Origin of the sequence: Spiroplasma endosymbiont of Agriotes lineatus, assembly GCF_964019485.1 — a bacterium.
In the GTDB taxonomy this organism is placed as follows: domain Bacteria; phylum Bacillota_I; class Bacilli_A; order Mycoplasmatales; family Nriv7; genus Nriv7.
On sequence record NZ_OZ026448.1, the window covers coordinates 42,535 to 55,900 of the forward strand.

Below are 13,366 nucleotides of genomic sequence, written 5' to 3' on the forward strand. Positions count from 1 at the left end.
CATAAGAAATATATACTTAATTTGCATATTGAAATAATTTATATTATAAGTAAATGATTATTTTTTCTTTTTTTAAAAATACCTAAGAAAACTAAACGCGCCCGCCATTATTGCTATCATTACAAATGATTATTTTTATATTTTTTAATGAAATATATTGCATTTTTTGGAAAGTTTACCTAAATTTACCTAATGAAATGTTTTTGAGATATAATGGTTAGGGATTATTGTGGAAAGATAATGAAATAAGGAGGTCGTTTTGGAAGATTTTGATTTTATTAAGAAATTAAAGCATATAAAATTTAATGAAGGCAATGTTATTAATGCCGGCATTGCTACTTTTATTTTAAATAACTTAGAACAAATTGATAATTGAACATCAACAAGTGCTGCCGATGCTTGTTTTACTTCTTCTAGTTCAATAATTCGCTTTTGTCAAAAATTAAATCTAAGTGGTTGAACTGAATTGAAGTATCAATTAAAAATTATTAATCAAAGAATTAAAATTTCTGAACGGCAAGTTAATTGTAATTTACAATTAAAAGATAATGTAGCCTATTTTTTTAATGAATATAAAAAAATAAGAGATGAAGATAATAAAAGATTGTATTTAGATTTTATTAATAAAGATACTGATTTAATTGTTAAAAAAATTATTGATGCAAAAAAGATCTTTATTTTTGGTTTTGGAATTTCATATTATCCCGTTATTTCTTTCGTACAAAGATTGAGATGAGTAGATAAAAATGTTATTTGTGAGAATGATATTAATGTTATTTATTCATATTTGTCTTTAATTACCGAGGATGATGTTGTTATTTGCGTATCATTAAGTGGTACAAATAGTTTAATTGGTGAAATAATTGAAGAAGTAAAAGATAAAGGCTATTCAATCGGTATTTTTAACAAAGAAACAAAATTAGCTAAAAATTTTAAATCTTACTTTTTAATTACATCTGATGAAGAACAATTGTGAAATGTTTTTTCAGTTAGATTGCAATTATTAATGCAATTATTAGATTTTTTATATGCAAAAATAATCAGATTTAAATTATAAATTTAAAATAAAGGTAAGGATTAATATTAAATGGAATTTAAATATATTTTTAATAGTTTTAAAAAACTTAAGCTAACATCTAATAATTTTCAACTAAAAAATACTTTAAAGCATTTTTGTAATAAAACAAGTTCAGGATTACAAAAACTTGCTAAATCATTAATGTTTCCGATTGCTATTTTACCTATCGCGGCAATATTAAGTCGCGCGGGCGGATTAATGATGGCTAAAGATTTTGGAATTACTGAGAACAGTGTTATTTGATATATTGGTTCAATATTTCAGACTATTGGCGGAAGCGCTCTTGATAATCTTTCCGTTATTTTTGCTATTGGAGTAGCTTTTAGTTTTGCTAAAGATAATCGTGGTGAAGCAGCTCTTATTGGTTTTTTTGCTTATACAATATTAATTGGCCTAATGACCATATTACCAAAAGTTTTTTATTCAACAATTTTATTAGATATTAACTTAGAAAATAAGTCAAGACTTTTATATCAACTTAAAAATAATAAAGTTATTTATTCTATTGATATGGGAATTCTGAGTGGCATTATTGCTGGTATATTAGCAGCTACTTGTTATAATCGTTTTCAAAACATTAAGTTGCCAACTGCTTTATCGTTTTTTTCTGGAAGAAGATTTGTGCCATTGGTTGTTATTTTAGTTTCTTTACCGATTGCTATTTTAGTAGCAATAATTTGACCTTGACTTCAGTTAGGACTTTTAAGTTTTGGGCAAGCTATTGTTCCTGAAAAAGTTGACAATTCAACGCGTCATGTTCAATGAGGGGTTGCTGGCATTTATACAATGCTTAATAGAGCATTAAATGCTAGTGGTTTAATGCGTATTTTTAATATTTATTTTTTTTGACAACACCCTTTTACTACTTCACAGAACAGAGTAGTTATTAATGGCGATATTCCCGCATTTCTTAGTAATGATTTAGTTATTGGTGCCGGATTATTTCAAAGTGGGTTTTTTCCAATTATGATGTTTGGATTACCAGCTGCCGCTCTTGCAATCATTAAATGTGCTCATCCTGAGCGAAGAAAAAAAGTTATGGCATTACTACTCGGAGCTGCATCAGTTTCATTTTTAACTGGGATTACCGAACCATTAGAATTTAGTTTTATTTATGCAGCACCAGTATTGTTTCTTGTTCATATTATTTTATCAGGGATTATTGCTGCAATTACTGTTGGTTTTGGAATTCGGATTGGTTTTGGTTTTTCTGCTGGTTTTATTGATTATGCTTTAAGTTTTTATCAATCAATAAAAATTGCTAAGATAACTTGGGAATCAGATGTTTCTCAGATGTGGGCGAACCCGGGTTGAATATTGCCAATTGGTATTTTAGGTGGTGGTGCTTATTATTTTTCTTTTAGTTATTTGATTAAGAAGTTTAATTATCAGACATTAGGCCGCGAGCAAACTGTTAGTGAAATAGATAATTTGGATAATAGTTTACCACCGTCTTCTTATCAGCTATTAGCCAGAAAAATTTTGGATATTTTAGGAAAAGATAATGTTATTAGTGCTGATAATTGTATTACAAGGGTAAGAATTGTTGTTAAAAAAGTTGATGCTGAAAAAATTGAACAATTAAATAAAGTCAGATTTAAAGTAAGAAAAATTGTTAATAAGCTTAATTCGAAAATGATTTCAGATAATGATTTACAACTGGTTGTTGGCAATGATGCTCAATTTATTGTTGATGAGTTAAAAAAAATGCTTCAATCATCAAAAGTGTTATTGGCAACTAATTTTTAAAAGTAGAAAATAGTTTTTATTTTAAAAGTATTAAAAGAAGGTGAATGGGGATTGTTGTTAGTGCTGTAAATAATAAAAAGAAAAAGGTGGTATTACTACCTTTTTCTTTGTTAATTTTATTTATTGTTTAACAACAATAATTCCTACGGAATTAACACCGGCGTGACTGACAAAGCAGTTAGGGAGGAATGCTTTTTTGATTTTAAGTTCGGGGTGGTTGGTTATAATTTTGTTAATAATTGTGATGATTTTTTTATCACATTGTGATGTGAGAATTTCTAAAATGTAATTTTCATTTTTAATAAATTCTTTAATTTTCGTGATTACGCTTTCAATAGCGTTATTTAAAGTTCTGGCAATCCCGCTTTTTTCTGATATTTCTCCGAATTTAATAATGACTTTAACACGGATTAAACTTATTAGGGAAGCAACAACAGATTTGGCACGGCCACCTTTAGAAAGTCGCAAGATGTCTTCAGGGATAATGTAAATTAAACTATTTTTTTTTACTTGGGTTACCATTTTATTAATATCACTAACGTTGCCACCATTAGTTACAATTTCACTAGCTTTGATTGCTAATGTGCTATTAAATGTAGCGGCTCCATTAGTGTCAATAATATGAACACGATTTTTAAATTCAATTTCTTGTGATAATATATAGGCATTTTGGTATTGACCAGATAATCCTTTAGCAATCGGAATAAAAATAATTTCATCATTTCCTTCAGCTAATAATTTTTGTCATAAGTTCATTAGTTTCCCTGGTGATGATTGACTAGTTTTAGTATATTCACCACTTTTAACACGAGCATAAAAATTAGATTTTTTAATGTCATTAATGGTGTCTTCAATTTCAGTTCCATCTTCAAAACTTATTAATAAGGGAATGATATTAATATTTTTTTCTTTTAGGGTTGTAAGGTCAAGATTGCTAGATGAATCAACAATAATAGCAATTTTCTTATTTATGTTAGACATTTCTTTATCCTTTACTTTATTCAATATACAAGTACAAATGTATTATATCCGGTGTGGGCGGCAATAACATTAGATATTAAACTCATATGCTTAATTGTAAATTTTTCTTTAGTAATGATTTTAATTACTTCTTCTTTTAATTCAATATCACATAATGAATGCATGATTGTTAATTCGCCACCACTGTCATAGCGCTTTTTGATTTCTTTTAAAACTTCTTTAATTGCTTTTTTAAATGTTCTTGTTTTATCAAATTTATCAATAAAACCATTAAATTCTAGTATTGGTTTAATTTTCAATAAATTAGCCAGGGCAGCAGCAGAACTGCTAATTCTGCCCCCGCGAACCAATGTATCTAATTGATAGGGAAGGATGAAGGCACAATATTTTGTTTTTTGTTCATCAATAAAACCTTGTAATTCATTAATGGGTTGTTCTTGTAAAAATAGTTTTGCTCGGTTAATCATTTCTTTATTAATATCGCCAACTGCTTCGCTATCAATTATATAGACTTTGTTTTTATAAGCATTATCTTGGGCTAGTAATATTGCACTTTGATATTGCCCTGATAGGTGTGAAGAAATGGGAAAGAAAAGAATTTGTTCATATTCTTGTAGTAGTTCATCTCATTTTTCTTTTAAAATTCCTGGTGGCGTTTGACTAGTTTTAATTGACTCAGTTTCTAAAATTTTATAAAACTTATCAATAGTAATTTCTTTATTATTGTCAGCAATAGTTTTATTGTTAACACTTATCATTAAAGGGACAAATGCAAGATTATGTTCTTTTGCTTGCTTTTCATCATAACCAGTTGCTGAGTCCACTAAGATAATGTATTGCTTCATTAATTTTTACACCTCACAAAAATCTCTATTTTGTTTATTAATCAATTATAAACTTTGATATAATATTATTCAAGATAGAATGGCGATCCTTTTTAGGACACTTTTTATATAGATTGTCATTTTCTAAATTCAACGGGCGCGGGCGTTAAATAATTTAAGCTACCGTGAATTCTAATATTGTTGTATCAATTAACAAAATCAAATAGTTCGCATTTTAATTGTGTTAAATTTTCAAATTTTTTACCCTTAATAAATTCCGTTTTAAAGGTTTTGTAAGTTGTTTCGGCCACAGCATTATCATAATCATAAGGACAACCTTTATTGCTTAATGATCTTTTAATATTAAAAGGTTATTAAAATTTCATCAACAGACTTGATACATAATTATAACATTTTATGCCTACCGGACTATAAAATTCATTTTTATCTTTGTATTTATCTAACATTTGTACTTCACCTAAAAAATAATATTATCAAAATAGTAGATAAAATTAAAGGTTATGTACCAAGTCTGTAATTATTTTAATTCTTTTCGTAAGTAAATTAATTCATTTTCTTCATTACTTTGATATCTTTTGCTTTAAAAGAATCAGAATTATCGAATGATTTTATTCAATTATAAATAGCAGATTTTGAAATACCATATTAATTAATAATTTCAATAATGCTTTTCCCGTTTTGATAAAGCATGACAATTTGTTTTTTAAATTCATCTGTATATGAATTTTTGCCCATTTTTATATTCCTGCTTTCTTAATAATTTTATCTTATTTTGAAAGTCCACATAAATATATGGCCCAACTTATTGTAACCTATCTAATAAGATGATAAGAATAGCGAAATTTGTAATCAAAAAATAAATTCTCTTAAAAACTATATTAAAATATTTATTAAGTAGTAAAATTAATATATTAAAACCAATAATATATAAAAGATTTGAGGTTATTTAAATGACAAAGTTTAAGTTTGATTCTCGTATTAAAGAAGGTTATTATAGTGCCATTTATTTTTTAAAAACCCAAAAAATTCTTAAAAAGTATTTTCCTAATAATATTGTTACCATGCAATTTTTTCAAAGGCAAGATAATGTTATGCTTTGTGGTATTGACGAAGTTATAGCATTATTAAAAGAATTTGTAACGCCATTAGAAAAAATATCTGTTTATGCTTTAAATGATGGTGATATTATTAAAGCTAATATTCCGGTTTTAAAAATAACGGGACCGTATCATTTATTTGGTTACTTAGAAGGAATTATTGATGGCATTTTAGCAAGAAGAAGTAGTGTTGCTACTAATTGCAATGAAGTTTTAAAAGTTAGTAACGATAAACCAATCATCTTTATGTTTGATCGTAATGATGACTATGTTAATCAACAAGGTGATGGTTATGCAGCATATATTGCTGGTATTAAATCACAAGTTACGAGAGCACAAACCGAATGATGAAATAATAAAGAAATATTGGTTGGAACAATGCCACACGCTTTAATTCATGGGTTTAATGGTGATATTATTAAATCTTTAGAAGCTTATAGTGAATTATTTCCTAATGATAAGTTAGTAGCTTTAGTTGATTTTGATAATGATGTTATTAATACTAGTTTAAAAGTATGTCGTCATTTTCAAAATCGTCTTAGTGCTGTTCGGGTTGATACTAGCATTATTTTAGTTGATAAATATTTTACTGCTAAAGAAAATCAAGAGAAATATTATAATGAAAATATTATGGGTGTAAATCCAATTTTAATTAAAGCTTTAAGAAAAGCAATGGATGATGAAGGTTTTAATAATGTGAAAATTATTGTTAGTTCTGGATTTGATAAAGCGAAGATTAGTTGATTTATTGATGATAATACACCAGTAGATTTTTATGGTGTGGGAGCGACTATTGGTAAGTTTGATATTTATTTTATTGGTGATTTAGTGCAATTAAATGATAAGAATTTTGCCAAAGTTGGTCGCGAAAATATTGAAAATGATAAGTTAGTACAGAAAATCTAATTTTGATTATGTTATAATTTAAGAGAGAAAGTGTTTTTTTAAAAAGGAGGGTCATAATGAATACTAATGATTTTAAAATTAAATATGGGTTAAATGGTCCATTATCAAAAATTTATGAAGAAAGCAGTCATCAGCAAAAAATTGCAGAGTCAAAAATTGCTGAAAATCGTCGTAAACAAAGAAATTGAATGCAACAAAAACAAGTATACAGAAAGTTTATGAACTAACAGAGATTATTTCACTAATTACAGGCTCTAATTGTAATAAAGAAAATATTGATAGCGATAAACAAAAAGATTTTTCATTAGTAAATAATATTTATAGTATTAGACCACAATCATTAGTCAGAACAACAAAGACTTATAATTCAATTGAAGAATATGTTAATCGTTTTAATGATGTTCATCAATGAGCTAGTAAATTTTATGATCAACAGCAAGTTACTGAAAAAAATTGTATCATTACCATTACTAATTTAATTGCTGAAAAACAAAAATAAGAGAAAGAATGATAAGAAATGGATTTTTTAGAAGAATTGCAAGCTCGAGGACTTTTAAAACAAGTTACTAATAGTGAAAAAATAAAACATGCTATGAATAGTAATGCTAGTGTTTATTGTGGTATTGATCCAACAGCAACATCATTGCATGTTGGACATTTATTGCAAATTGTTTTATTATATCGCTTTTCATTAGCGGGTTTTAAACCACTTGCTGTTATTGGTGGCGCGACGGGAATGATTGGTGATCCCAGTTTTAAAGTTGAAGAAAGAAAATTATTAGATGCTAAAACAGTAAAATTAAATAGCGCAGCGCTTGCCTTACAGTTAGATAAATTATTAGATCATAATATTAAAGTTTTAAATAATAATGATTGGATATCAAAATTAAGTTTAATTGATTATTTAAGAGAATTGGGGAAAGAGTTTACGATTAATTATATGCTTGATAAGGAATCAATTAAAACAAGGCTTGTAACAGGAATTTCTTATACTAAATTTTCTTATATGATTTTACAAGCATATGATTTTTGGTATTTATATAAGAATTATCAATGCTTAGTTCAAATCGGCGGTAGTGACCAATGAGGGAATATTACTGCCGGAATTGAATTGATTCGTAAAAAAGAACAAGATAATCATTTAGCAAGCGGATTAACGATTGAATTATTAACTCAAAGTAATGGTGTTAAGTTTGGTAAAACTGAGCAAGGAACAATTTGGTTAGACGCTAATTTAACATCACCATATATTTTGTATCAGTTTTTTGTTAATCAAAATGATGCTGATGTTGAAAAACTCTTAAAATGATTGACTTTGCTATCATTAGATGATATTTTGCAAATAATGGAAAAACATAATGCTAATAAGGTTAAAAGATATGCCCAAAAAAAATTAGCAAAAGAAATTGTTGCTTTTGTTCATTCACGACAAGAAGTTACGATGGCGATTAATATTAGTGAAGCATTATTTTCACAAAAAGTTGTTCAGTTACAAATGGATGAAATTCAACAAATGAAAAATGCTGTTCCGTGGATAACTGTTGGTCAAGAACATAAACTTATTGATTTACTTTTGTTACTTGAAGTATGTAGTTCTAAAACTCAAGTTCGAGAACTATTAAAGAGTAATGCTATTTATGTTAATGAGCAACTTATTACTGATGAAAACTATTTATTATCTAAAGATAAATTGCTATATGACAAAATAGTTTTTATTCGTAAAGGTAGACAACATTATTATATTGTTGAAGTTAATAACCATTAAAATTTTGGGCCTGTCCAAAATTCTGTGTCTCGATAATTCATTCTGAATTATACTTAAACAAAGGAGAACAGAAAATGACAAAAAAAATAAAAAAAAAGAACCTGATGCAATTGATAAAGTTGTTGATTATTTTTTAGAAAATATTGATAATCCACAAGATTTATTTAAAAGTAATAATATTTTTCAGGAATTTACCAAAAAATTAAATGAACGAATGTTAAATGCAGAAATTAAAGATCATCTCGAAACTGATGAGAATCATAATAAAAGAAATGGCAACACACAAAAAACCATTATTACTTAAAAATGGTTCAATCGTAATTGATGTACCAAGAGATCGAAATAGTACTTTTGAACCAGTAATTATTCCAAAAAGACAAAGAAAATTTGATAACTTTGATCAAAAAGTAATTTCTTTATATGCAAGAGGAATGACAATTTCTGATATCAAAGCACAATTGCAAGAATTCTATCACGGAGCAGAAATTTCAGAAAGTTTAATTAGTCAAATAACTGATGATGTTATTGAAGAAGTTAAAATGTGACAAACTAAACCTTTAGAGAAGATTTATTCGATTGTTTATTTTGATTGTATTGTTGTTAAAGTAAAACAAGATAAACGAATAATAAATAAAGCAGTTTATCTTGCCTTAGGAATTAATATAAATGGCTTAAAAGATATTTTAGGAATGTGAATTAGTGAAAATGAGGGAGCCAAATTTTGACTGAATAATCTTACGGAAATGAAAAATCGCGGATTACAAGATATTCTTGTTGCTTGTAGTGATAATTTAACAGGAATGTCTGATGCAATAGAAGCTGTTTTTCCAAAAACACAACATCAATTATGTATTGTTCATCAAATTCGTAATAGTTTAAAATTTGTTCCTTACAAAGATCGCAAACTTGTAGCTAATGATTTAAAAAATCAATTTATACAGCAATTAATGAAGAAATAGCGTTAGTTGCTTTAGATCATTTTTCAGAAAAATGAAATAAAAAGTATCCACAAATTACTAAATCATGAAAAAATAACTGAGATAATTTAATAATTTTTCTTGAATATCCTCAAGAATTTAGGAGAATTATTTATACAACTAATGCAATAGAGTCTGTTAATAGTCAACTAAGAAAAGTAATTAAGAATAAAAAGATTTTTCCTAATGACGCATCATTTTTTAAAATATTTTATTTAGCATTTCAAAATATGGTTAAGAAATGAACGATGCCAATTCAAAATTGGGGTAGTGCAATTTTACATTTAATGATAAAATTTGAGGACAGAGTGAATTTAAGTTAATTACTTAGAGACACAGTTAATTGTACAACCCCTTAATTTTTAAAACAATAAGTTATTTTCATAAAAATTTATCTTGTTTTTTTAAATATTTTATTGCATAATTTGTATATAATTTTAAACAAGATTTAGCAGTTTGTAATGTATTTTATAATAAATAGACTTGGTATAATAAAACCATACCTAGCTTAATTCAAAATTATATATTCCTGAGATTAAGTTAAATCGTAATCCAAACCTTCTAATCTTATTGCGATAATGCGATAAACTAGTATTTTAAACCTTTTTAATTTAGCAAAAACATGCTCAATGGCAATTCTAATTTTACTTAAAAAATTTTTATATTCCTTTTTATCTGGATTTAAAGGATTATTTTTACTCTTTTTAATTGGCAATAATTTATTTTTATGAACATTTTGCAAACCTTGATATGCTGAATCAGCAACTAATTCTATTTTTGGATTTATAAGTGTATTTGATTTTAAAAATAACTTATAATCATAAATACTGCCATAACAAAAATCTACTGAAATGATTTTATTGTTAAATAAATCAATAATTATTTGCGATTTTAATGAATGTTGCCTTTTCTTATCAGAAAATAATAATTTTAGTTTTTTTTAATTCTTTCAACTGAAATTTCTTTAGCATTAATTGCTAATAAATTATTAGTAATAAACTTATTTTTCAACAATATCTTTTCGCCAGTTGTGTTATTTAATTAAGTTGTAACCTATCCAAGAAGTCTTTTAAACTACAATAATTTTCTTAAAGAAACCTCAATTTTAGTAATCAATATTTCTTGTAAGTTCTCTTTAACAATTTTTAATTTCTCATTAGAATTTTGAATTTGTTGAATATTATTATCAAACTTAGCAAACTCTTGCACCGCTTTACCAATTAAAGAACTAAATTCACCTTGTAATCAATTGTTAAAGCGTTCTTTAAATTCCTGATCATTTTTATTATTTGAAGATTGTAATGATAAAGCAAATTCTTTTTTAATTAAAAATTTTAAAATATTAACAATTAATGCAATAACTTCAAGGTCAGTATTAATAATAAAAATATCACGATATTTTGAAGAACGACTAAATGGTGCTTTAGCATAAGTTCAAACAATAATGCCAAACTTAGCATTTCATTCTTTTAATTCAATTGCTAATTTTTTTTCTCATTTATTATCTAATTTTTCTTGATTTTTTAACTCAAATAAGATATTACCAACTACTTTATTATCCTCTTCATCATCACTCAAAACTCCTAACCTAAAATCAGGTTTTTTACCATTAATGGTTTTAGTTGTTTTTTCAAAATGATCATTTGGAAAAAACGATGGCATTTTACCTGCAAAATCATTTTCTAAATTAGCTCCTAAAATTCCTGTTCTAATATTTCTTCCTTGTTCTAATTTAAGTTTTAATTCAGTTGTTTCATCAATTAACTTATTAATTTCTTCTTGTTTAGAATTAATAATTTCAGTTTCTTTTTTTGCTACTAATTCTTGGACCTTAGCATTATTAGTTTTAACTAACATATCTAATTGATGATTTTTCTCTTGTAAATCATTAATATTTTTCTGATACTCTTTATTTAAAGTATCCAACTTATTTTGTTGTAAATTACTTCACTCTTTTTCTTTTTCAGCCAAAATAACCTTAATATTCGCTTCTTTTGTTTTCCTTTCGGTTTCTAAAATACTAATTTTATCCTTTAATAAATCAATTTCTTGTTGTTTATTTTTAGTAATTTCAAGTTGTTTTGTTGCTAAATTTTCTTTGAAAACCAGATCATTAGTTTTTAAAGTCGCTTCTAAACTATTTAATTTTTTTTCTAAATTAGTAATAGTCATTTGATAACTATCTTTTAGTTTATTAATCTCTTCTTGTTTTAATTTTTCAATACTGCTTTTTTGCTCTAAAATAAAAGCTTTAATATCAGCGTTTTTTGTTTCTTTTTGGATTTTTAAATTGCTATTAGCCTCATTTAATTGTTGTTTTAAACTATCTAAAATTTGTTGATGTGCTTCTTTTATTTTATTCAATTCATTATTATGTTGCTCACTTCACTCTTTTGTTTTTTCATTTAGTGAACTTTTAATTTCATTTTGTTTTTCTTTTTCAAAACTATCCTTTAATTGAAGTTCTAACTTACTAACATATTCTTGTCGCTTATGATCAAAAAATTGTTGTAAATGTGATATTGTTTGATGACTCTTTTCAAAATATTTTTCGGTAATTTCTTGATGACAATGTGGACATTGAATTATAAATGACATTAGTTAAACTCTTTCTTTTTTTTAATTTTATAAATTAATATTATCATTAACAATCTGAAATAAATTTCTATTCTAGATTATTTATTTTCTAAACATTTTATATTAATTTTAAAAAAATGTTTCCTTTGGAATGGCAGTCTACATAAAAAGCGCCCTAAAAAGGGTTGTCATTTCAGTGAAGCACAAACGTTAGATAAATACAAAGATAAAAATGAATTTTATAGTCTAGTAGGCATAAAATGTTATAGTTATGTACCGAGCAAGTCTAATGTAAGAATAATGATGGTAATAGGCGATGATATTAATGACTTTAATTCTAATTTTACTAATAATAAAGGAATTACTTATAGTGAAAACTATATGGAAGATAATAATATTCAAAAACTTTTTAGTGAATCAGCGATGGCAATTCGTTTTAGTAAGGAAAATGATAAGATCATAAATATTATGCTAATTGTGGTCAATCAGTTGATGCCTTGCTTTTAGAAAAAAAGCAGATTCAGGAAATTATTATTGAAAATATTTGTTGGTATAAATCTTATTTACTTATTGATGGTAATGCAATGTATGGGGGGCCGAGATAGTGCTTTTAATAAGAAATATTTTGAACAACGCGGGGCACCTCTATATGAAACAAGCAATTAGAGAATATTTACAAAAGTTTATTTCTTGGGATTAGAAACTAAATAATAATTTTGGATTTTTTGTTCATAAATCAGCAACCTTGCCATTAATATTTTAAATATAATATGACTATGAAAGTGTTTACACTTTTGTAGTGAAATTAAAAGATATTATTTGGAAAGGGACAATAAGAATGAAAAAAATATTTGTTTATAATGCGGGACCATTATTTAGTGAAGCAGAACAAAATCAAAGAAAATTAGAAGGAATAAATTTAAGAAAACAATTAGGTGATAATTTTGAAATTTTAAATCCGATTGAGTTTAGTTTTAATAATGAAAATGCTACGCCAAAAAATAAAGAGATATTTAAAAAAGATTATGAAGAAATTAAAAAATCAAAATATGTAATATTTGATATTGATGGTCGTGATATTGGAGCATATATGGAATATGGTTTTGCCTTTGAACAATGTTTGAAGGAAGAAAAATATTTAATATGTATTTATAGTGATTTTAGATTGTATCAATCAAATATTGATTTTGCTGAAATTCCTGGGTATGGTATTAATGAGATGATATCAGGCAGTTTACAATACAATGATATTATTAAAAAGAAAATTTTTAAGGTTAAAAATTATCAAGAAGCAATTAAAAAAATTAAAGAAATTGAAGAAATTTAAAAATATTAATTCTTTTTACAAATGAATAAGCAAATGTCGGTAGAGAATTGAGCCTGTCCAAAAT

12 protein-coding genes and 2 pseudogenes are annotated in these 13,366 nt (G+C 26.0%); 9 read left to right on the top strand and 5 right to left on the bottom strand.

The features are described 5' to 3' along the window. Window positions 1-259: 259 nt before the first annotated feature. Together AACK93_RS00215 and AACK93_RS00220 are read left to right on the top strand one after the other, a co-directional pair. A complete protein-coding gene (locus AACK93_RS00215) occupies window positions 260-1,057 on the top strand; it encodes a MurR/RpiR family transcriptional regulator (RefSeq protein WP_339024547.1) in 798 nt (265 codons plus the stop codon). A gap of 30 nt (window positions 1,058-1,087) precedes the next feature. Further along, entirely contained in the window at window positions 1,088-2,827 is a 1,740-nt protein-coding gene (locus AACK93_RS00220) for a PTS transporter subunit EIIC (protein ID WP_339024549.1), read from the top strand. Between the two features lie 120 nt (window positions 2,828-2,947). Here AACK93_RS00220 and AACK93_RS00225 read toward each other — a convergent pair whose 3' ends face one another. The 3 genes and pseudogenes from AACK93_RS00225 to AACK93_RS00235 all read right to left on the bottom strand — a co-directional run. Then, complete coding sequence (locus AACK93_RS00225) at window positions 2,948-3,808, bottom strand: DegV family protein (RefSeq protein WP_339024551.1); 861 nt, start codon at window positions 3,806-3,808, stop codon at window positions 2,948-2,950. Between the two features lie 11 nt (window positions 3,809-3,819). Beyond that, a complete protein-coding gene (locus AACK93_RS00230; protein ID WP_339024553.1) occupies window positions 3,820-4,632 on the bottom strand; it encodes a DegV family protein in 813 nt (270 codons plus the stop codon). A gap of 125 nt (window positions 4,633-4,757) precedes the next feature. After that, a pseudogene (locus AACK93_RS00235) lies at window positions 4,758-5,000 on the bottom strand (IS3 family transposase); the annotation flags it as partial. Between the two features lie 603 nt (window positions 5,001-5,603). Here AACK93_RS00235 and AACK93_RS00245 point away from each other — a divergent pair. From AACK93_RS00245 to AACK93_RS00265, 5 genes and pseudogenes are all read left to right on the top strand, one after another. Further along, window positions 5,604-6,656, top strand: a complete 1,053-nt coding sequence (locus AACK93_RS00245; protein ID WP_339024557.1) for a nicotinate phosphoribosyltransferase — start codon at window positions 5,604-5,606, stop codon at window positions 6,654-6,656. Between the two features lie 56 nt (window positions 6,657-6,712). Further along, window positions 6,713-6,883: a hypothetical protein gene (locus tag AACK93_RS00250; protein ID WP_339024558.1), complete on the top strand. Its 171-nt coding sequence runs from the start codon at window positions 6,713-6,715 to the stop codon at window positions 6,881-6,883. Then, window positions 6,841-7,155, top strand: a complete 315-nt coding sequence (locus AACK93_RS00255; RefSeq protein ID WP_339024559.1) for a hypothetical protein — start codon at window positions 6,841-6,843, stop codon at window positions 7,153-7,155. Before AACK93_RS00250 ends, AACK93_RS00255 begins: the two co-directional genes overlap by 43 nt. A gap of 18 nt (window positions 7,156-7,173) precedes the next feature. After that, a complete protein-coding gene (tyrS, locus tag AACK93_RS00260; protein ID WP_339024560.1) occupies window positions 7,174-8,421 on the top strand; it encodes a tyrosine--tRNA ligase in 1,248 nt (415 codons plus the stop codon). A gap of 109 nt (window positions 8,422-8,530) precedes the next feature. Next, window positions 8,531-9,721, top strand: a pseudogene (locus AACK93_RS00265) (IS256 family transposase). Window positions 9,722-9,933: 212 nt separating this feature from the next. Here the strand turns inward: AACK93_RS00265 and AACK93_RS00270 are convergent. Both AACK93_RS00270 and AACK93_RS00275 read right to left on the bottom strand, forming a co-directional pair. Beyond that, window positions 9,934-10,326: a transposase family protein gene (locus tag AACK93_RS00270; protein ID WP_339025433.1), complete on the bottom strand. Its 393-nt coding sequence runs from the start codon at window positions 10,324-10,326 to the stop codon at window positions 9,934-9,936. A gap of 146 nt (window positions 10,327-10,472) precedes the next feature. Continuing rightward, the gene (locus AACK93_RS00275) at window positions 10,473-11,996 is read right to left on the bottom strand and encodes a DUF2130 domain-containing protein (protein ID WP_339024561.1); all 1,524 of its coding nucleotides are present in this window, start codon (window positions 11,994-11,996) and stop codon (window positions 10,473-10,475) included. Between the two features lie 279 nt (window positions 11,997-12,275). Between AACK93_RS00275 and AACK93_RS00280 the strand changes: the two genes are divergently transcribed. Together AACK93_RS00280 and AACK93_RS00285 are read left to right on the top strand one after the other, a co-directional pair. Further along, window positions 12,276-12,482 carry a hypothetical protein gene (locus AACK93_RS00280; RefSeq protein ID WP_339024563.1) on the top strand — a complete coding sequence of 69 codons (207 nt, stop codon included), beginning with the start codon at window positions 12,276-12,278 and terminating at the stop codon, window positions 12,480-12,482. 331 nt (window positions 12,483-12,813) lie between these two features. Further along, window positions 12,814-13,302, top strand: a complete 489-nt coding sequence (locus AACK93_RS00285) for a nucleoside 2-deoxyribosyltransferase (protein WP_339024564.1) — start codon at window positions 12,814-12,816, stop codon at window positions 13,300-13,302. Window positions 13,303-13,366 lie beyond the last annotated feature (64 nt).